The 21841-nt window shown below is 50.2% G+C and carries 15 protein-coding genes; 4 read left to right on the top strand and 11 right to left on the bottom strand.

Annotated elements, in window-relative coordinates; translation table 11 throughout:
* Positions 1 to 118: 118 nt before the first annotated feature.
* The 7 genes from HP570_RS28305 to HP570_RS28275 form a co-directional block, all read right to left on the bottom strand.
* Positions 119 to 6673: a carboxypeptidase regulatory-like domain-containing protein gene (locus tag HP570_RS28305; RefSeq protein WP_173627879.1), complete on the bottom strand. Its 6555-nt coding sequence runs from the start codon at positions 6671 to 6673 to the stop codon at positions 119 to 121.
* Positions 6674 to 6910: 237 nt separating this feature from the next.
* Positions 6911 to 7276 carry a YisL family protein gene (locus tag HP570_RS28300; protein WP_016741391.1) on the bottom strand — a complete coding sequence of 122 codons (366 nt, stop codon included), beginning with the start codon at positions 7274 to 7276 and terminating at the stop codon, positions 6911 to 6913.
* Positions 7277 to 7428: 152 nt separating this feature from the next.
* On the bottom strand, positions 7429 to 8433 hold the full coding sequence (locus HP570_RS28295; protein ID WP_173627878.1) for a proline racemase family protein: 1005 nt from the start codon (positions 8431 to 8433) through the stop codon (positions 7429 to 7431).
* 43 nt (positions 8434 to 8476) lie between these two features.
* Positions 8477 to 9916: an aldehyde dehydrogenase family protein gene (locus tag HP570_RS28290; protein WP_173627877.1), complete on the bottom strand. Its 1440-nt coding sequence runs from the start codon at positions 9914 to 9916 to the stop codon at positions 8477 to 8479.
* A gap of 14 nt (positions 9917 to 9930) precedes the next feature.
* Complete coding sequence (locus HP570_RS28285) at positions 9931 to 10815, bottom strand: dihydrodipicolinate synthase family protein (protein WP_142498653.1); 885 nt, start codon at positions 10813 to 10815, stop codon at positions 9931 to 9933.
* A 33-nt stretch (positions 10816 to 10848) separates the two neighbouring features.
* Positions 10849 to 11874 (bottom strand): 4-hydroxyproline epimerase, encoded by a 1026-nt coding sequence (locus HP570_RS28280; protein WP_087350989.1) that lies wholly within the window; start codon positions 11872 to 11874, stop codon positions 10849 to 10851.
* Positions 11871 to 13064 carry an NAD(P)/FAD-dependent oxidoreductase gene (locus HP570_RS28275; RefSeq protein ID WP_172143200.1) on the bottom strand — a complete coding sequence of 398 codons (1194 nt, stop codon included), beginning with the start codon at positions 13062 to 13064 and terminating at the stop codon, positions 11871 to 11873. The genes HP570_RS28280 and HP570_RS28275 overlap by 4 nt, the downstream gene beginning before the upstream one ends.
* A 194-nt stretch (positions 13065 to 13258) precedes the next feature.
* On the opposite strand from HP570_RS28275, the gene HP570_RS28270 reads away from it, so the two are divergent.
* Entirely contained in the window at positions 13259 to 14959 is a 1701-nt protein-coding gene (locus HP570_RS28270) for a sigma-54 interaction domain-containing protein (protein WP_173627876.1), read from the top strand.
* Between the two features lie 599 nt (positions 14960 to 15558).
* On the opposite strand, the gene HP570_RS28265 is transcribed toward HP570_RS28270, so the two are convergent.
* The 3 genes from HP570_RS28265 to HP570_RS28255 form a co-directional block, all read right to left on the bottom strand.
* Complete coding sequence (locus tag HP570_RS28265) at positions 15559 to 16002, bottom strand: ABC transporter substrate-binding protein (protein WP_173627875.1); 444 nt, start codon at positions 16000 to 16002, stop codon at positions 15559 to 15561.
* Positions 16003 to 16023: 21 nt separating this feature from the next.
* Positions 16024 to 17679, bottom strand: a complete 1656-nt coding sequence (locus HP570_RS28260) for a peptide ABC transporter substrate-binding protein (protein ID WP_173627874.1) — start codon at positions 17677 to 17679, stop codon at positions 16024 to 16026.
* Positions 17680 to 17899: 220 nt separating this feature from the next.
* On the bottom strand, positions 17900 to 18967 hold the full coding sequence (locus HP570_RS28255; RefSeq protein WP_173627873.1) for a M24 family metallopeptidase: 1068 nt from the start codon (positions 18965 to 18967) through the stop codon (positions 17900 to 17902).
* A 149-nt stretch (positions 18968 to 19116) separates the two neighbouring features.
* On the opposite strand from HP570_RS28255, the gene HP570_RS28250 reads away from it, so the two are divergent.
* The 3 genes from HP570_RS28250 to HP570_RS28240 are packed head-to-tail and all read left to right on the top strand — an operon-like array spanning position 19117 to position 20923.
* Positions 19117 to 19389 (top strand): (2Fe-2S)-binding protein, encoded by a 273-nt coding sequence (locus tag HP570_RS28250; protein WP_041749592.1) that lies wholly within the window; start codon positions 19117 to 19119, stop codon positions 19387 to 19389.
* Positions 19386 to 19721, top strand: a complete 336-nt coding sequence (locus HP570_RS28245; protein WP_064203436.1) for a (2Fe-2S)-binding protein — start codon at positions 19386 to 19388, stop codon at positions 19719 to 19721. The genes HP570_RS28250 and HP570_RS28245 overlap by 4 nt, the downstream gene beginning before the upstream one ends.
* Positions 19718 to 20923 carry an NAD(P)/FAD-dependent oxidoreductase gene (locus tag HP570_RS28240; RefSeq protein ID WP_173627872.1) on the top strand — a complete coding sequence of 402 codons (1206 nt, stop codon included), beginning with the start codon at positions 19718 to 19720 and terminating at the stop codon, positions 20921 to 20923. Before HP570_RS28245 ends, HP570_RS28240 begins: the two co-directional genes overlap by 4 nt.
* A 30-nt stretch (positions 20924 to 20953) precedes the next feature.
* Here HP570_RS28240 and HP570_RS28235 read toward each other — a convergent pair whose 3' ends face one another.
* Positions 20954 to 21781: a DUF2161 domain-containing phosphodiesterase gene (locus tag HP570_RS28235; protein WP_173627871.1), complete on the bottom strand. Its 828-nt coding sequence runs from the start codon at positions 21779 to 21781 to the stop codon at positions 20954 to 20956.
* Positions 21782 to 21841 lie beyond the last annotated feature (60 nt).

Below are 21841 nucleotides of genomic sequence, written 5' to 3'. Positions count from 1 at the left end.
TGGCCCGCTCCCCCTTGTTTTTACCCAAAACAAAATAGCCGTATTTCTACAGCTATTATACCAAAAAAGGAGTTATCCGCCATATTTATATTTTTAAGTGGAGCAATTCTCCAAATCATCAAAATGGGGTAAACAAAATGGTCGGACATGTTGCGACTCGAAAAGATCCGCTCATGGCTGCTGGAACTAGAACTAGATCGAGCGTCACGATATCCCCTGTGCCTAGCGTTACTGTCCCTCTCGCTTCTCCACTCCCCATCGCATTGGCTACAACCAAGTAGGTGCCAGGAGCAAGACCAGTCACCTTGTACCTGCCAAAGCTGTCTGTTTGGACGACCACAGTGGTTCTGTTCGATTGATTTACCGTTTGCACATATACGGTCGCTCCAGCAATTTTCAAGCCTGTTAAACCAGATCGAACCGTTCCTTGTATCGTACCCGTTTGAGAAAGGCGGATGATGATAAAGGTTGTTTGGTTCGGCAAAACGACTGCTTCTGCCTGGCCGGTACCAATGCCCAGGATGGTCCCGATAACGGTATACGTCCCCGGAGCGACATTGACAAAATGGAATGTGCCATCCGGCTCAGCCAGGATATTTTGCAGCCGAATCTGTTTTGAATGGAATAGCGACAATTGAATATTGTTACCACTGGCTTGATTTCCGTCTGGCAAGAGGACAATCCCTGATACCGTTCCGACGAATGGCAATAGCTCAACTGTCGCCACGGTCGTCTGCCCGCTTGCTACCGTAACTGTACTGTAATGTGTACCGAAGCCATCTGCGCTTGCGATGACATTGTACTCTCCGGCCGTCAAGCCTTTCACCTGGAATTGCCCACTCTGGTTCGTAACGGTGTTGGCAACAAACAAGCCGTTTGCAAACAGCTGAATCGCAACGGCCGCCCCTGTGATCGGGAGTCCCGTCAACTGATTGGTCACCTGTCCGAAAATGTTGCCTGGAAGAGGAGACATCGTGAGAATAACTCCGCTTACTGTCTGTCCAGCTGGCACTGTTATGCTTTGTATTGCTGTTGCGTAGCTATTTTCACTTGCGCTAATCAAATACGTCCCAGGTGGCAGGTTACCAACTGAGAAATGGCCTACGTCATCTGTAATTGCACTGCCGAACAATGTTCCATGTGAATCCTTCACCTGCACCAATGCTTTGGGAACGACAGCTCCACCAGCAGCCTGTACCTGACCTGTTACAGTAGCTGGAAAGGGAGGGAGCCCCACTTCAATTGCAGTCGTCTGTCCAGAAAAAATCGTCGCACCAACAGGCTGTGTGGTGTAGTTTTGAGCGCTTATCGCAAGCGTATAAGTTAATGGCGCTAAGCCGTCGATTTTAAACTGACCGAGACCGTCCGTAATCGTCCGTGATAACAAATTGTTTGTGCCCGGAAAATAGATCAATACTTCCGCCCCTACCAGTGGCGTGCCATCAAGCGCATCTCTGACGGTGCCCTGCAAATCACCAGGATTCGGGTCCAGTGGGATATTGACTGTAGCTGTTCCTCCAGCGGCTACATCAAAGGAAACACTCTCCCTCTGATAGCTTTCGTTCCTTGCCAAAATGGTGTAATTTCCAGCCACAAATCCATTCATGAAGTATATCCCCTGGGCGTCTGTCTGCGTTGCAAAGAGAATCGTGTTATTGTTGCCCAGCAAACGGATGAGCGTATTCGGCAAGGGTGTGGCGAGAATGGCGTCACTAATTTTTCCTGTGACATTTGCTGGTAGACTCGACAAAGAAAAATCAAGTCCGGTAGTCGCTCCCAATCCGACCATAGCTGTTGAAGCCTCAGCAGCGAAACCCGTCGCACTCGCGATCAGTGTATAGCTCCCAGAAGACAGTCCACTCACCATATACTGGCCCTGTGCATTCGTCAGGACAATAGCCAGTATCGTTCCAGACGGACTTCCTTGTCGAACCGTAATGACCGCACCGGCAATCGGTGAAGCTGTACCTTCGTCTCGCACTGTACCAGCAATCCCACCGGGCAACTCGTTTAACGCAAAGCTTAATACGGACGCCGCCCCTGCTTGTATTTGTGCGCCAGCTACATCCCTTGCATATCCAGTTGCATTGACATTGACGGTGTACCCTCCAGGAGCCAGCCTATCAAGCGAAAAGCTTCCCGTTGCATCTGTCAGAACGGAGCCCACAGCGGCACGAGTGCTGTCGAAGACGATTACCGTTGCTCCAATGATCGGCAAGCCCGTCTCCTGATCAGTCACAACGCCGGATAAACTCCCGGGATTGGGAACTAATGCCTGCTGAAAGGTGGTGGTAATGCCCCCTTGCAAAATAACCGCCTGCGAGACGGATACAAAGTTCGGCGCAGAAACAGTTACATTTACAACACTCGGCGGAAGCTTCTCTGCCAAAAAATTGCCTTGATTATCTGTCAATAATTGAGCAAGCACAACGCCATGTCCATCCGTAATGAGCACGGTGCTTCCCGGAATCCCGAATCCCGTCATCTGATTAGTCACTACACCCGAAATAGCCGCTGGCAAGTCAGGTAACGTGACAGTTGTCGGAGTTGCGGTATTGGCTACAACGATCACGCCAATACTGCCTACGGCATAGCCAGACGCTGATGCGATCACGGTGTAAACGCCAGGAGAGACACTCCCAATGAAAAATACGCCCGATTCATTCGCGAGCAAGCTCTGTTTGACGGCTTGATTGCTATCCAACAGCTTGACGCTGATTTCGCTTCCCGTAACTGGTACACCCAAGCTATTTATGACACTGCCCACGATGGACCCAGGCAAAGGAAAGAGCGCCACACTAGCCCCTGTCGTTTCTCCACTGACTACATTGGCCCCTACTGATTGATCTGCATAGCTAGGCGCACTAACTGTGACGGTATAAGCCCCCGGCAACAGATGTTGAATCAAATAGCTGCCCGTCTGGTCGGTACTTGCTGTAGCCACTACATTTCCGTTACTTATGGAACGAATCAGTACAACGGCGCCTGCAATAAATACCGCAGGATTCGTTGCGTCCGTCACCTGCCCACTAATCCCGCCTGCATTCGCCTCAAGATCAAAGTCTACTCCGGTCTTATTTTCACCAGGTCCAAGAGTAACACCAACCGAGCCCGTAACATATTCGGGGGCGCTTGCCACTACGACAAATGATCCGGCAGGCAGGTTGCCTATTGTATAGGCCCCGTTTGAATCCGTATACCCAAAGCCTATTGTCGTCTCATTCAAATCCAGAATACGAACAACAGCATTGACAATCGGCTGCATACCCGTGTCTTGCACCGTTCCAGAAATACTGCCCGGATTCGGGATAAGCGAAAAGGAAACGATGGTCGTCTGCCCAGGCTGTACGATCGCCCCAACAGATTGAACAGCGTAGCTTGGAGCGGTAGCGATAAGGATATAAGAGCCTGGTGCGACCCCTGAAAATGATAATGCCCCATTTCCATCTGCGACGAATGTATCTTTCAACAGGTTATTGTTATCAAACAATTGAATGGTCGTTCCCGGTACGACAGGAGATACTGTACCGTTAATAGTGCCGAAATCCTGATTGAGCTGAACCTGGACAGGAGTAGTTGTATTCGCGAATACAATGGCTCCGACATGATTGGACTGAAAACCATCCGCCGAAGCACTGATAACGTATTGAGCTTGCGCCAAGCCCGTGATCACAAAGCTTCCTTGACTATCGCTATATACCAAATGCACGACGGAGCCATTGAAATCGAGTGCATTTACTTGTGCACCAGCAATCGGCTGCAGTGTCCCTGCAGCAAGCACCTGCCCTTGGATCTCACCCGGACTCGCAAACAACGCCAAGCTGACAGGCGTATTTGTGTTGGCAAGTACAGTAGCGGAAGCACTGTTTGTTTCATAATTGGTTGCACGAGCCGTAATGGTATAGACTCCGGGTGCAAGCCCTGTGATCTGGTAATTGCCCGACAGATCGCTATTTGCATGGGCGACGATTGCCCCTGCTTGGTTCAACACGCTAACCGCTATCGAAGCACCAGTGATCGGCAGACCAGAGGTAGCATCAAAAACCGAACCTGAAATGCTTCCCGGCAAGTCTGCCAGCTGCACATTCACCATTGTTGTCGTTAATGAGGTGACGATTGCCCCTGTGATTACTGTCGTTTTATTCGGAGCAGATACGATGACAACGTACGCCTGGGGTAGCAGATTAGGTACCACATACTGTCCGTTCCCATCAGTCAATACAGTAGCGACAACAGCACCTGCTGCCGTATTATCCCTTACGATCACAGCGGCACCCTGAATCGGCTGATTGCCGCTGTCGACCACCTGTCCTGCGATTGATCCCGGAGAAGCTTGTAGGACAAAAGCAAGGGACGATATTTCCTGAGGCTGCACAGTTGCCCCCAACACAATAGTGGAATAACCAGAAGCCGAAGCGGTTACGGTATACGTGCCTGGGGCCAAGTGTGGAAAGGAAAAGGTGCCAGCGCTGTCGGTAATGGTCTGCGCTACAGGAACAATTCCCTTCATAACAATGACAGTAGCATTACCAAGCGGATTGCTGCCTGTGTCCGAGACAGTCCCGTTCAATACCCCTGCCAGTTTTTCCAATTGGAGGTCAACTGGTGTAGTAGCCCCAGCATTGATCCCTATCCCAACTGTTTTGCCCGCATACCCCTCTGCAGCAGCCGTAAGGACATAGTTTTCCGGACCAAGCAAGGATAAAGCGTAGTCTCCATTCGCGTCGGTTACTGTCTCTCCTACTGCAATCCCTGAGCGAGATACCACCTTGATGCTTGCATTTGGGATTCCTTCACCCGTTTGCGCATCAGAAATGGTTCCACTTACCGTTCCAAATGCAGTCGTAAGAGAAAAATGAAGTACCTTGGCATCGCCCGCTTGCAGACTGATTCCAGCTAATTGTGTGGAAAAGCCCGCGGCACTGACGCGGATTTGATAAATACCTCCTGCGAGCTTGGTCAACAGATACGTGCCAGCTCCATCTGTTGTCGTTTCTGTTAGCGTAATCCCTGTCTGATTCAGCACTTCCACCAATGCCCCGGCGATTGGTATGCTACCAGGACCTGTTACCAGTCCGGAGAGCTTTGCAATAGATGTTTGGAGTGCTACATTTTGTGTAGTCGTCTGGGCTCGAATGACATTGATTGCAACGGTTGCTGGCTGGAATGTATCTGCACTGACTGCAAGGGTGTAGGCACCCGGCACGACATTGGTAAACTGGTAAGTCCCCCCTCCCCCAGTCACTGCCTGGTTTACAGTCACGCCTGTCGTATTAATGAGCTTTACCACTGCCCCTGAGATGGGGGCCAACCCGGTATCTGTTATCGTCCCGTTCACCTGACCCGGACTCGGAGGAAGCAAAATGTCTGCTCTTGTGGTCTGCCCTGCCAAAACGCTCACGAATTGGATTTTGGCGTTATAAGTTGGCGCGGTCACCAACACAGAATACAGACCAGGAGCCAATCCAGTAAACGAATAGGCACCATCTGTGTCTGTCGTCGTCGTTCCGAGTAATACGGGAATCGAATCATACAGCGCGACCTGCGCACCTGCTACAGGCAAGTTCGTGGACTGGTCAAGCACCACGCCAGCCACACTACCAGCCAAGTTAACCGTGATGACAATATTATCCTGGACAGGAGAAAGCCTCCCGCCAGAAAAGCTGTCTACGCCAGTGACTGTCGCTGTGTTTAAGCGCCGTGTTCCGCCGGGAGAGACCGTGAAAACCCCACTGACCGCAAATGACAAGCTGGCAGTAGAACCTGCGGCCAAATTGCCAATCGTCCAGCTGAGCACCTTCGTGAGGGGATTGTAGATGACAGAGCCGATACTTGTTGCGTTCACCGTAAAAGCCGTTACCTGATCCAGCTCGATCAAATCGTTGACAACAACTGTCGTTGCCTGGCTCTTCCCGATATTGGTAACAGTGATCGATCCCGTCCATTGCGATAGTTGTCCTGTTGTAACCACTGTTGGTCCTGCTGTTACTTGCTTATCGATGGCAAGGCTAGCCCGAACGTCTCCTGTCGCCACCGTAGTCGTATTGCTCAAGGAATTTTCAAAGCTAAAGCCTTCACTGATTCGCAGAGAGTCTTTGTTGTAATTATTGTCATTTGCAGAGGTAAAAGGGAGGAAGCGAATGGAAGTAAGGGAGGTAACACCGATCGTGGAAAAAAAAGTAGCAGCCGGCATGACGAGATCGATGAAGTAATCAGGAGTGCCGCTAAAATTAGAGCCGTCATTCGTCAGCCGCACACGAGCCGTGTCAAAATTGATAATCGGCGCTTGCCAGTTGGGTGCTCCACTGCCGTTTGTGCCCTCTGCCGGATCGTTCCAGGAGTTAAATTCAACAATGGTGTTTTGAATCAAGGCAACTCGGTTGCGCAAGCCTTGCACGCCCAACATCCATTGGTATGTGCCAGCCACTCCGGTTGTATTGATCAAATATCCCCAAGCAAAGTTTTGAAACCCTGTTTTTTGCGAATTTCTTGGATCTTCATTGACTCTCAACCGAAAGTAGAGATACGTTCCATCATAAGCCAAAAAGGCAACGGGAAACGTAGCGTTTCCTACCATGTCGACAGAGCCGGGACTTTCATCGTTCGGGACGTCTACGAATGGACTTCCCCCGAGCATAAACGGGATGAATTGACTGTCAGAAGGATAGGCCATTTTTCTTCCTCACCTCTCCCCTCTAACATATGTACATAGAGTGATATGGCCCCAACCCTTCCTTTGCTAATTGGCTTGTCCGTGCCCGTCCAAACAAAACGGTCATGACCGTTTTGTTGACCGCAAGCGGTCGCATCCACTTTTATGAAAAACGTCGAGACGTTTTTCACAAAAAAAGGGCTTTCACCCGCAAATATTTCTCGCGAGGAAACCCTCTTCCTTTCCGTATTGCCTATCTTACATAAGTACGCGATAACCAAGCAGAATAACCAGCACCAAAACGACAATACAGCCGATGAAGAAGCCGATGCTGCCTTCTTGTCTCTTTGCTTTGCCCAGGGACATTTCCATCAAACCAAAGGCGATAACCGCAATAATACCCTTCACGTAGTAATAGAAATCTGTTGCGTGACCCACGAAAAGCATCCAAGCTCCGGATACAAGAATGATGACCATCATGAGTCTGAGCAGCATATGTACGATCTTGCCTGCTTTTGCTTTGCCCACGCGATACAGAATGTAGGCCACGATCAAGAGCACGAATGCGACTTCCCAGCTACCCACATGCGCTTCAATTAACGCTTTGTACGGCAAAAAATTCAACCCCTTTACTCCTAAATTCAATCTTGTCCATTATACCAGAAGAAGGGAAAAAATGCTGATGTCCCAATGCGTGGCAGTATTGTGACCAGGCTTTTTGAGGATGAACAAGAGGCTGCCTGTGATCGGCAACCTCTTGTTTCTAGCAAACGATCCTATCGCAGTAAAAATCCGTCTTTCAGCGGGTCCGTAGGGTCAACGACAAATTGATGCAGACCTGTGATGAACGCCTTGCCTTCTATGCTCGGAATGACAGCCGGATAACTCCCTACCTGGGTTGTTGCTTCCACCTTGCCGATAAACTGGCTTCCGACAATTCCTTCATGGACAAACGATTCTCCAAGAGCCAGCTTTCCTCGCGCATGCAAGGTGGCTACGCGAGCCGCAGTGCCTGTACCGCATGGGGACCGATCGACCTGCTTATCGGCGAAAATCGTCACGTTGCGCAGATCTGATCCTTCCACTCTCGGCTTATCCGAGATAATCACTCCATAAATTCCTTTGAGCTCAGGCTCCAACGGATGAACGACCTCTATTTTCGCCTCGATTTGTTCCTTGATTCGTCTGCCCCATTCTTGCAGCTCGACCAATTGCTCCATTTCCACCTGAACCCCGATATCTTCTGCCTGTACGACTGCATAGAATGCGCCGCCAAAAGAAATGTCCACAGAAAAAGTACGTCCTCCCCATTCAATGGGAACGTCATGTGCCAAAACAAAGGAAGGGACATTTTCAAACGAGACGGAATGGACCAGCGATTCTTTCACAGTGGCGTGTGCAATGATTCTTCCTGCCGGACTGTCAATCACAATACGCTCGTTTGGACCTTCCAGCCGAAGTATTCCAGTCTCAATCGCAGCGGTCACAACTGCAATGATTCCATGCCCGCACATAGTACTGTAGCCCTCATTATGCATGAACAGCACTCCAAATGCCGCATCTGGGCTGACGGGCTCTGTCATGACACATCCGTACATCCCATGATGGCCGCGCGGTTCATACATGAGTACCCGCCGGATATGGTCCAGCTCCTCCCGAAAGTATCGTCTCTTCTCCAAAATCGTCTCGCCCGCGAGCGGCGGGATGCCGCCTGTTATGATGCGGAGCGGCTCCCCACCGGTATGGGCCTCGATCGTCGTAAACAACTGATTGATGTGCATGACATCCTCACCTTTTTATGCGATTAGCGAAAAGCTTGCTGGATCACCACGCGTATTTGATCGCGCATGTTTTCGTCGTACTGTAGAAATCGAGCGCCGCCTGACCCTGCTCTCGTGTATGCGAGCTGGACAGCTTCATGCCGCCAAATGGAGCCTGGTATTCCACACCTGCCGTCTCCTGATTGACCCGAACCATTCCCGCCTGCGCCACATCCAAGAAGCGATGGGCACTCGCCAAATCTCGGGTGAACAGCGAAGCACTCAGTCCGTATACAGACTGGTTGCACAGCTCCACCGCCTCTTCAAAACCGTCTGCTGTCAAAAGCACAGCCAATGGTCCGAACACTTCCTCCTGAACAAGGCGATGATTAGCAGCGACGCCCTCAACAATTTGGGGACGGATGTAATAGCCTTGCTCCTCTTTTGCATAGGAGGGGCTCTGGGCAATGACTGTCGCTTCATCATTCGCCAAGGCGATGTATTGCCCAACCGTCTCATACTGTGCAGCCGAGGCAACTGGCCCCAAATACGCTTCTAGATCGCTGGCATCTCCTACCCGGCATGTCTCCATAGCCGTTTGCAATCGCTCAACAAGTGGCTGGTAGATCGCTTTTTCGACAATGATCCTGCTGGTAGCCGTACATTTTTGACCAGCCGATCGAAACGCGCCGCTGAGCAAAATCGGAACGGTTTTGTCCAGATCAGCATCAGCCAAAACGACTGCCGCATTTTTTCCGCCCATTTCAGTTTGATATTTGATGTTCCGACCCGCGCACGCGATGGCAATCTGTCTGCCAGTTTCCGATGAACCCGTAAAGCTGACGGCATCGACTTCGGCTTCATTCGTGAGTGTGTTGCCGATCTCTCGGCCCTTGCCAATCACCAGATTCAGCACACCCGCAGGCAGCTTTGTTGCCGCAAATATTTCAGCTAGTCGTGTCGCTGTGAGCGAACCATTTTCCGCTGGCTTCCAAATCACTGTGTTCCCGCAAATGAGTGCAGGGGCGATCTTCCAGATGGGGATCGCGACAGGGAAGTTCCATGGTGTGATGACCGCCACAACTCCGAGCGGGATACGACGGCTGTATTGCAGCACGTTCGTATCTGAAGAAGGAATCAGGTTGCCGTTGGAACGCATCCCTTCTCCGGCATAATAGCGCAACAGACTGACCCCGCGAGCCACTTCTCCGCGCATCTCACCGAGCTGCTTGCCCATTTCCCGACTTGCCAGCTGTGCCAAGCTGTCTGCCTCTGCCTCTAATGCAGCAGCCATTTGAAAAAGGATTTCGCCACGAGCCGCACCCGTTTGTTTTGCCCAGCCGATCTGTGCTGCACGGGCTGCCTGTTCAGCGGCAAAAACATGTGACCGATCAGATAGATGCAGAACGCCGACTTCTTCTGTGGTACGCGACGGGTTTTTGACGGTTAGTTCTTTCCCTGACGGCGTCATCCATTCGCCGCCAATCCAGTTTTTGCTGTGCATTCTGCCCATCCCCCTTATCGTCCACTTGCAGCGCCAACAGCGTAGTCAAACGCCTTTTTAATACCTGCGTAGTATTCTTCAGTCAGTGGTAGACGCGGCGGACGAGTCGGTCCTACAGGGAAATTCGCCAGCTCCATCATGTATTTGATCGACTGTACCAACTGTGGACTTGCATCATAGTGGAACAGTGGCAACAAACGACGATAAAGCGCTTGTGCTTCACCGAGCTTACCCGCCCGTGCCAGACGGAACAGCTCCACTCCTTCTTTTGGCAGTGCATTTGGCACACCCGAAATCCAACCTGTCGCCCCGATCAAGCCTCCCTCCATGACGAGATCGTCTACACCGACCATAACTTCCAGGTCCGTCTGCGCGAGAATGTCCTGCATACGGCGTACGTCACCCGAGAATTCTTTTACAGCGACGATATTTTCGAACTTCGCCAATCTTGCCAAAATGTCCGGTGTCAGGTCGATTTTGTAGTCGTGAGGATTGTTATAGGCAATGATCGGCAGCCCGACGGTGTTCAGTGCCTCATAGTGGGCAAATACTTCATTTTCCAATGGCTTGTAGTTAATCGGAGGCAGAGCCATCACGCCTGCTGCTCCCGCATCCTTGGAGAATTGCACCCATTCCACTGCTTGACGGGTAGACGGAGCAGCAGAGCCTACGACCACCGGGACTCGACCTTTTGCGGCAGCGATCACGGTATGAATAACTTTAGCCCGCTCTTCTCCTGTCATCGTGGCGTATTCCCCCAGTGAACCGGACGGAACCAGTCCATCTACGCCCTCCTGAATCAACCAGTCACACAATTCCGCCAAACGCTTGTAATCCACTTCATAATCGTTTGTAAACGGCGTGACAATCGCCACGTACACTCCTTCAAATCTTGCCATTTTTCATTCTCCTCTCCCATTTTGGGCTTTGTTTTAGTGATCAGTTGCGGCTGGGATGAGCAAAAAGCCATTCGCCAGCTCGTCTTCCGGATTGTAAAAAATCGTATGCTTGCCCATCAGCCAGGCTGAGCCTGCAATTCGGGTGATGACAGCAGGCAGCCCGCCTTCCTCCGTCACCTGCAGCACTCTTCCTGTAAACAGAGAACCGACGATGCTCTCATGTACAAACGGTTCGTCTATCCCGATCTCCCCCTTGGCAAACAAGGTCGCCAGCTTGGCGGAAGTGCCTGTTCCACATGGCGATCGGTCTATTCCTCCCGGTGGGACGACGACGGTATTTTTCACATCCGCTCCCGGATTGTCAGGGGCCGTATAGAATTCCACATGGGTCAATCCGCGTATAAACGGCTTCTCTGGATGAACGATCTCCATCGCCTGATTCATCGCTTTTCGAATCGCAACGGCCGTATCGACAATGGTGGATGCATGGGCTGGCGTTAGTTCGAGATGGAGCTTGCGTGCATCGGTGATGGCATAAAAGTTTCCACCGTATGCAATATCGCAGGTCACCGCTCCAATCCCTTCTACTTCTACAGTCACATCTTTTTGATAGAGGAAGGCTGGAATGTTCACAAACGATACTTCCTTGGCTTTCCCTCCCTCTACCTGTATGTCTACCTCGACCAATCCTGCTGGCGTATCGAGCGTAAGCTTTGTCACCGGCTCGGTCACAGGGATCATACCTGTCTCCACCAGCGCGGTACATAGACCGATCGTATCGTGGCCACACATCGGCAAGTATCCGCCCGTCTCGATATAGATCACTCCTACATCCGCATCCGGATGGCAAGGATCAACGATCAAGGCCCCGGACATCACATCATGCCCGCGCGGCTCATACATCAAAAACGTGCGAATCCAGTCGTACTCGGCTTTCATCTGGAGCATTTTTTCTCCCATCGTGGCTCCGGTAAGCTTTGGCAGACCACTGATTACCGTGCGGGTAGGGTTTCCCCCAGTATGCGTGTCAATGGTGGTAAACACTCTCGTTGCTTTCATGGATGCAACACTCCTTTTTTCGTAAAACGATCCAAGCGCAGCGGCTCTGTCGGAATGATGGTGTCTGTCTGATCGACTAGCATCTCGGACACCAGCTTGCCTGTGACCGCAGCCAGACTGATTCCATCTCCTTCATGACCAGCCGCGATGAAATAACCGGGAACTTCTTCTACGCGAGAAATAATCGGCAAGTGGTCCTCTGTCCACGGGCGCAAACCGCAATAGGTGCGGATGATGGCGAAGTCGGCGATCTTCGGATAAAAGCGCAGTGCTCTTCTCGCCATGCACCTGACGACATTCAGGTCAATCTGTGTATCAAAGCCTGCGAACTGACGACTGGAGCCAATCAAGAAGTTCTGACTTTCTGTCGGTTCAAATACGAGCGCGACTCCGTACTTCTCTGTCTCCTCGTCTACTTGTCGCACGCCGCCAAACTTCGAGATGAGATAGCCGAATTCCATCACCTTTCGCACACCGACAGGCATCTGTCTCGAGGCGACGATCAAATGCCCTTTGCGCGGAACGATCGGAATGTCCACCCCAACCATTTTGCCAATGACTGGCGCCCACACCCCTGCGGCGTTGACGACCTGCTTGGCTGTCATGCTGCCTGTACTAAGCCCGATGTGAAACGTTCCCGTCGCCTGATCACGTCTAAGCGACTTGACCTCAGTACGGCGTATGATCCTCGCTCCATGCTTTTTCGCTCCTTCAAACAGGGCAAAGGTCAGCATGTACGGATTGACGGTAGAATCGGTGGCGCACTCCAAGCCTCCCAGCAAGTCGTCGGCAAAGTAAGGCGACTCCTGCCGAATATCCGCCCTATCCAGCATCCGAAACGGCAAGCCTGCTTCTTTTTGCCGTCGCACCCATTGATGAGCGGCTTCCATTTCAGATTCTGATTCGCAGACGAGAATACTCCCCGGTGCCCGATATTCAAACGTATGGTCTAGCTCCCGGCTTAGCTGATCAACGAGCATCTGGCTTTTCAGGGACATCTGACTGTCAAAGCCGGGATCCTTGTCGATCGCCAAAATATTCCCGTCACAGCGTGAGGACGTCCCTGATGCCAGCTCACCTTTTTCCAAGACAACGACATCCAATCCAGCCTTCGCAGCGTAATACGCAATCGCCGCGCCGATGATACCACCGCCGATTACTGCAATCTGCGCATGGGTTTGTACTGTCATGCTGATTCTCCTCAAATGCGTATTCTGCTACTCGCTTACTCTTTTTTGCAAAAGCCATGCCAATCGTTCTAAGCAAGATCTCTAAAATATTTCGTCTAAATTCTTTGACAATTGAGTGAGTGACTGTATAATAAATGAGAAAATGTTCAAAATTTTATACACTTGAACTACCTCTTTAAAAAGGGATGATCGAGTTGAATCACAAACTTCCTGCCTTAACCGAATTGATCCAGACAAACATGCGGATTTTCAACGATCAAGAGCTTCTCCCTCCTCAATTGAACGAAACCGTTCCTGTATTTACCCAGCGTCAAACCAGCTGGTATGTCGCCGATTCCTCTCATTTCACTACCAATTTGTCGATCGATTGCACACATGTCCCTTGGGAACCAGCTGCTGTGACGACACGGGATTCAACATTGGCCGATGCCATCCGCCTGCTAGCTACTCACAACTATCTCCTAATCGAAAAACAACCTGGAGTCCCTGTCGGCTACCTTCATCGAGGTGCAGTCATACAAGCCATTTTTTCCTCGTATGAGATCTTGGAAGCGTATTTCGAGACGATGATTAAGACCATGGATGCATCCATATCCGTCATCGATGAAAAAGCGCGTGTAATGGTTTGGACAGAAGGCGCTGAACGAATCTTTTCCTTGAAAGCAAAAGAAACGATTGGTCACCCGATCACCGAATTTTTCCCGCTCGAAATGCTTGAAACACTTAAATCTCTGCAAAGCGGACACTCTCTCTACCGACATCAGCATCAGCCGCGGGAGGATCTCGTCGTTCTCATCAATACGAATCCGATCTATTTGCATGACAAAATCATCGGTGCTGTTGCGGCGGAAACCGATATCACGAGCCAAGTCCGACTGAACCAGGAGCTGTTGAACGCCAATAAAAAAGTGAATCACTTGCAGCAGGAAATGGCAAAGCTCAGTCCGACGGCCGATCCATTTGCTCAGATCAAGGGAACGAGTCTCCCCATTCGCCATATCAAGTCCATGATCCAAAAGCTCAGCGCTACGCAAGCAACCGTCTTGATCACAGGGGAAAGCGGCGTCGGCAAGGAGCTTTTCGCCAAAGCCGTGCATGATGTGCGGGAAGGCTCCAATGCACCCTTTATCGCCATCAACTGCGGTGCGATTTCGCCTACTTTGTTTGAAAGCGAGCTGTTTGGTTACGAAAAAGGGGCCTTCTCTGGTGCGGATCAAAAAGGGAAAAAAGGAATGATTGAGCTGGCCCGCGGAGGAACGCTGTTTCTCGACGAAATAGGAGAAATGCCGCTCGATATGCAAGTGAAGCTGCTTCGCGTGCTTCAGGAGAAAAAGTATTATTCGGTCGGAGGGACCAAGCAGATTGAGGCGGACTTCCGCGTGCTTGCTGCCACGAATAAAAATCTAGAGGAGTTAGTGAAGGAAGGGAAGTTTCGCCAAGACCTGTTCTATCGGCTCAATGTCGTGACGCTGAAAATTCCTCCGCTACGAGAACGCATTGAAGATACGATTGAGCTCGCCCACTTTTTTCTCTATGAATTGTCTTTACGTTACAATCGTCCCATTCATGCCATCTCACAAAATGTGATGCAAAACCTGCTTCAATACGACTGGCCAGGCAACATTCGCGAGCTACGAAATGCCATTGAACGATTGGTGGTATTCGCGACGGACGGTATTATCAAAGAAGAGGATTTGCCTTATTCCATGCAAGGTCAGACGAAACAGGTACCGATTGAGCTTCCTCCTGATCTCTTTTCTCTGCAAGAGGAAATCGAGGCACACGAGCGCCGTGTCATTTTGCGAGCCATTGAGCTGGAAAACGGCAACAAGCAAGCGGCTGCGAAAAGACTTGGCATATCGCGGGCCACTCTGTATAACAAATTGGGGAAGTAAAAAACGTTGTCCTTCAACGGTTGTTCATGGGAAGCCCTGCCACATGTTTTCCAGTCGCCTGTATCCTCTCTTCGTTCGGGCGGCTCCTTCCAAACATGTGACAGGGCTTTCGAGCTGTTAACGTTCATCGAGCTTTTCAAATCGTTTTTGGGCTTGGTCACGGTAGATTTCTTGTGCTTACTGATCATCTTGAGTTATCGAATTATGATCGTGAAGCATTTTTGGTTCGTTTTGACGACCCAATGATCGCGAGTTGTTCATCTTCCTTCTTGGATCGACTTGCAATCATGTTTTACAAAAGCTACGAAGAAGAAGCGGATTTCCAGTCCAAGCGCCTCTGGAGCCCATCCCAGCGGAGGAATGAATGGCGGGGAATTTAAGCTTCACTTATGGAATACTTCTTCGAAACTTCTACGTTTGAAGCGCTCCCGCCATTCATTCCGGAGCGGGCAGTCAATCCCCCCTTGCGGGGCGTAGGCCGAAGCGTAGACTGGAAATTCGCTTCTTCCCTCCACTACAGCCTCTTTTTACACGCAAAAAACGCACGCCAACGCGAACAAAAATCAGGAAACCTTCGCCCCTCTTTTGGCGGCAACACCTCAGACAAAATACGGATCAATTCCATGGTTGATTGCTTCATACGCAATGACGGCACCGCCGGATTTTTCAACAGAAGATTTGGAAAAGCCACCCAAGTCTTTGGCAGAATTGTCATGGATGAGCACGACTTTTTCCGCTTGGTTCGCTGCCATGTAATCTGCTGCGGTTTGTGCTTGATCTGGGGTTAGGCCATTGATCAAAAAGAGGGTGTCATAGCTTTGGGCGGGTAATTTGGCTGAGTTGGCTGCTGTCGTCGCCATTTGTGGATCACAGCCATCATCAGCCTCTTCAATCTTCAATTTTTTTCCAATCACTTCACTGCTGTCATTTATTTTTTTGACAGCCATTTCGATGGCGTTTTGCATGTTTTTTCCATCTGTTTCGTCGTTACCAGTTACTGGTAAAACAACACCAACAACTATCACACTTCCCCATTTTTTCATTGCCCATCCCCCATCCGAGTATTATTCGATTGATGTCCATTTCCAATCGATTGCCCCTAGACCATCCTGGAAGATTCCTTTTACCTTGTCATTCTTCACCCATGTATGCGTATAGAAGTAGATCGGCATAATCGGCATTTCATCCATCATGATTTGCTCAGCTTCACGTAGAATCGCCTTACGCTTTTCCGGATCACTCTCAGTGGCAGATTGATTCAACAGCTCTTTGAATCTCGGATTCTCCCAACGCGTGTCATTGTTTCCTCCGTCCTTTTCCTTGAACAGCTCCAGGAAGTTGATCGGATCGTTGAAGTCACCCGACCAGCCGAGACGCCCGACCTGATAGTTGCCCTCGTGCATGGTCTCGAGGTACACCTTCCATTCCTGATTTTCCAGCTTCACATCTGCTCCAAGGTTTTGGCGCCATTGATCCTGAATCGCTTCTGCGATTTTTTTATGCCCCTCGGACGTGTTGTAGCTGAGCTTGATCGGCGGCAGTTTAGAAATGCCCAGCTCTTTAATTCCTTCCACTAACAGCTTTTTGGCTGTCTCTTGATCATTGTCTTTGAAATAACCACCCGTATTGAGTCCCATTGTCGGAGGAACTGCTGCCATCGCTGGCTGCTGATTCGCTTGGAGTACGTTGTCGATCAAGATTTGACGGTTAATGGCGTAGGCAAAGGCTTTCCGAATCTTCACGTTATTGAAAGGAGGTTTCTCTGTATTGAACTTGTACCAGTAGGTAGCACCGACAGGCTTCACTTGCAGCTTACCGCTATCTTTAAGCGCTGGCATCGCATCTGTTGGCAGCGAGCTTAACGGACTGCCTGCCCAATCAATCTCGCCGTTTTCGAACATGGACAGCTCTGTGTTTTCATCCTCCACCATCGAGAACTCGATCTTGTCCAGCTTGACACGATCTTTGTCCCAGTAGTTGTCGTTTTTCACGAGTATCATTTTGCTTTTGTGTTCCCATGACTCCATTTTGAATGGACCATTTCCTACATGTGTTTTAGCATCTCCGGCCCATTTTTCACCGGTCTCGATTACCTTTTTATTTACCGGGAAATAAGTTTGGAAGGCGGTTAGCTCCAGAAAAAACGGAGTTGGATTCGTCAACTCTACTTGGAGGGTCTTGTCGTCCAATGCTTTTACGCCGACATCATTCAAGCTGCCAGTCCCTTTGTTGGCCTTCTCCGCATTCTTGATGTAATAGAGCTGGTAGGCGTAATTCGACGCTGTCTTCGGATCAAGAGCTCGCTTCCACGCGTATTCGAAATCGTGAGCTGTTACTGGTTCTCCGTTGCTCCACTTGGAGTCTCTCAGCTTGAAGGTGTATGTTTTCATATCACTCGATACTTCAATCTTCTCGGCTACTGCTTCCTCTGGCTTGCCCGATGGCCCGATGCGTGTCAGTCCATCAAAAACTGCTTTAACGATGGCAGCAGAAGTCGTGTCTTCCGCAAGTCCAGGATCACCTGTAGGTGGTTCGGAGTGAAGATTCCAGCGGAGGACTTGTGCTTTTGCTGGTTCTTTAGCCGTGGTGGCAGGTGCTGGCTGCGTACTCGACTGTCCACTCTGTGCTGCTTGCTCGGCTGGCTGTCCTCCTCCACATCCTGCCAACGCTAATCCCATGACTGCTACGCTACTCATTACCGCGAACACACTTTTTTTCATTGGATCAACCCCCATTATTCAGTCGTTATGTGTTTATTTTCGGAATTATCAGAATGCAAAAGATGTGCCAAAAATGAAAGCGGCAGTAGCTTCGTTCTAACGTTGGTTGTTGTAAAGTTTTTTGTACACGGTATTACTTGTCGTGTTTCAAATCTTAGACACTGCTGTTAGACAAAAAAAGCCTCAGCCCACTTACTCGGCCAAGACTTTGTCTCTCGATTTATAAAATGATCAATTCGCGTGGTGAATGTGTTAGCACCTCATTGCCGCTCTCTGTGACAACCAGATCGTCTTCGATACGGACTCCACCAAGCTCTGGGATATAAATCCCCGGCTCCACGGTCAAAATCATGCCTTCTTGGAGAACAGCGGTGCAACGTGTGGACATAAATGGCTCCTCATGAATATCGAGGCCCACTCCATGCCCCATTCCATGTCCAAAACGCTCGCCATAACCGTGCTCCGTGATGTAGTCCCGTGCGAAGGCGTCTGCCTCTTTCCCGGTAATACCAGGACGAATGCCTGCAACAGCCCGATTGCGTGCTTCCAAAACGATCTCGTAGATGGCTTTGAGCTGTTCATCAGGAGTGCCAACCGCAACCGTACGGGTAATATCTGAGCGATACCCTTGGTACAATGCACCAAAGTCCATCGTGACCATATCGCCCGCTTCAATCGTTTTTTCACTCGCTACGCCATGAGGAAGTGCGGAACGATAGCCAGAAGCAATAATGATGTCAAAAGCAGAGCCCGACGCCCCTTCCTTTCGCATGAACATTTCCAATTCATTAGACACCGCGAGCTCTGTGATACCAGGACGCAGGAATGAAATTATATGGGAAAATGCCGCATCAGCGATTTGCGCAGCCGTTCGGATGATCGCCAGTTCTTCCTTTGTCTTTATCATCCGCAATCCCTCAATGACACCTGACGTCGGAATGAATGCTGTTTGGACGGCCTCGCTGTATTTACGATGTAAGGCAAACGAGACATTCTCCTCCTCAAAGCCGAGATGATTAATTCCCATCGTTGCCGCCTGACGCGCTATTTCGCTGTAAACGGATTCTTTTGTCGGCAAATAAACAATCTCAAACCCCGTTGCTTGTGCTTGCGCTTGGGCTGTGTAACGGAAATCTGTGAAGAGCTTGGCCTGGTCCCTGGAAATGAGGACAACTCCGTATGTACCTGTAAAGTTTGTGAGGTATCGGCGGTTTTGTCCATTGGTGATCAACATCCCGTCAATCCCCATTGAATCGAATTGCTCACGCAGTCTTGTTACTTTTTCCATCTCTGTCATCCCTCTTTTGTTTTGTCGTGATTGGGCTATTTCTTTAAGAATATTCAGCAAGTATTGTGCCAGCCAGGACGATCTCACTTGCTTTCCCGTGGCACGACACTTGCATTTTTCATCAAGCAAGAATGAAAGGAGGCATCATCATGGAATCGCATCCATTGATTATCTGCCGTTGTGAAGAAGTAACTCTCGCTGAATTGGTAGAGACCGCTCAAACCTACCAATGTACCGCACGCGAGCTGAAGCTACGGACCAGAGCCGGCATGGGCTGCTGCGGTGGGAGAACCTGCCGTACATTGATCGATCAGGTCATTCAGCAAGTAACTGGCCAAGTGCCTTCTCATACTGTACCTCTTGGATACCAACCGCCTATCCGTCCTGTCTCATTTCAAACGCTTGGGGGGCAACGGGCATGAATCAACGAATTGATCACCATCCGGTCCTCGGTTCACTCGGGGACAGAAAGCAGCTTCCTTTTTATTATAACGGCTCTGTCTATACGGCTTTCGAAGGCGAAACGATTGCGGGTGCCCTATTGGCCGCAGGGGTCCGTACGCTTCGGGTGCACGAGGAAAAAGGAACACCACGAGGAATTTACTGCAATATTGGTCACTGCTATGAATGTCGCGTCCATGTAGATGGTGTCCCTACCGTGCGTGCTTGTATGACGCTTGTGCAGGAAGGCATGCAAGTAAATGCGGGTTCTCTCCTTCCTACGCCGTTGAAAAAAGGAGGGCATGGTGCATGATCGACCTTCTCATCATCGGGGCTGGACCCGCGGGCTTATCCGCAGCAATTGCTAGTGCAAGGCAGGGATTGGCTGTTCGTGTAGTCGATGAGTTTTATCGCCCTGGTGGCCGCTTGCTTGGACAGCTTCACGAAGAACCGGACGGTGTGTGGTGGAATGGACTGGATGAGGCTGCTCGTCTCACGCAAGAAGCGATTGGGCTTGGCGTAGAGATCCGTTGCGGCGTTTCCGTGTTCCATTTGACCCAATCTCAAAATGGCTGGATTGTTTCTACCACAGTGGGGGAAATGATAGCCCCGTTGCTCCTGATCGCAACGGGGGCTTCTGAGGCAGCTGTACCTGTGCCAGGGTGGACGTTACCTGGCGTGATGTCCATCGGAGCGGCTCAAGTCATGACGAATGTGCAGCGCGTGCGAGTAGGACAGCGCGGAGTTGTCATTGGAATCAATATCTTATCGGTGGCGATATCCCGGGAATTGCAGTTGGCTGGAATTACGGTAGATCGAATGATTCTCCCACCTAGTACAGCTGTCAGTGGCACTACGGGGCAACCACAAGCCGTGATGCAATCCTTATTGCGCGTCGCCCATCTTGCCCCTTCTTTGATGATTCGGCTGGGGAGCAAACTGATGGGAAGTCCATGGATGCAAAAACTGGCAGTGTCCCTCTACCCCTCCAACGGGTTTTCTATGTGGGACATCCCGATTCAACTGCGAACAGCAGCACTGGAAATCGTCGGAACCTTTCAAGTCGAGGGTGTCCGTATCGCCCGAGTTGCAGCCGATGGTTCACCCATAGCTGGAACCGAACAAGTCATTCCAGCTGATTTCGTCTGTATCGCAGGCGGATTAAGTCCACTCGCCGAATTAGCAGCGATTGCTGGGTGCCCTTTTGCCTACGTTCCCTCCTTGGGCGGGCATGTCCCCTTACACAATGAAAGCATGCGAACACCACTCCCCGGACTCTATGTTGCCGGCAATATCACGGGAATTGAAAGTGCCAAAGTGGCAATGGCTCAAGGCACGGTCGCGGGACTTTCTATCGCAAAAGCTCAGGGAAAGCTAACAAATGAACAACCATTATCGGATGCCATTCAACAGGTGAAAATCGTCCGCCAAAACGCAACGATTCAGTTCCATCCAGACATTGTTGCTGGACGTGCACTGGTAGGGCAAATGACAGCAGAATGGATCGCACACTAATTGATTCTTTTCATAGGAAAAGGCAGCCTGTCATTCTTTCACGGCAGGCTGCCTTTGTTTTTTCTTTCTGGATTGTGCTTTGGTAGTTGATGAAGATGGCAACTCTGAGCCTAGAGTAAGTGTACCGTGTATTTCCTCCGCTTGTTCTTGATAGTAAGCAATGAGCTCAGGGTATTCCGCGATTTCTCTCTCTCCTGTCGGCGTGATTGCATACAGCCCTCGTTGCACACGAGTAAACCACCCATAATGATTTTGGATAAGAATCGACGAAGTCTTCTCCCCTGCCCCTTTACTCTTAAGTAGTTTAGGCGATAACGGCCCATACTGCTGAAGCAACGTCGCGATTTGAATGCAGCTCTGCTTGTAGGCCGTCATGAGCTTGGTTTGATAACTGCCGCCAACATTGTAATCGCCGTATCTTCCCCGCATCTCTTCAATGATGCGGTTTCGCTTTTTTTGATTGAATTGCTTGCTTTTTACCCGATCAAACGGTCCCGGTGAAATATTCACTTCCATGACTGCTGGCCCTCTTTTTGGAAAGGACACGAGAATAAGACCGAGCTCAAGACGTCTAACCAAGTAGCATATATCTTGCCATTTTTTCGAAAACAATTTGTATTTGGGCTTCGGAATTGCCATATAAACAAAATCGGTATAGCGTTGTCGCTTGGTTGCCTGTATGAGCAATTCCACGCTTAGGTTGCGCTTAAATTCAACAATGATCAGTTCCTCGCCTTTCATGGCTGTTAAATCGCAATGCTTGACCTCGCCAAAAACGTCATATCCTTGCGCGACAAAATAATTTCGAATCGGTTCGTACATGTCAGCTTCATATTTTTTCTCTGCTTTCGGTTCCATGTGCTCCCCTTCTCTTATAGGAAAAAGAGCCAATCCAGTGGATTGACTCCTTTCTTCGTT

This window comes from Brevibacillus sp. RS1.1 (assembly GCF_013284365.1).
Lineage (GTDB): Bacteria > Bacillota > Bacilli > Brevibacillales > Brevibacillaceae > Brevibacillus > Brevibacillus brevis_D.
Note: the sequence above shows the minus strand (reverse complement) of the source record. Positions and strands in the feature narration are given on the sequence as shown.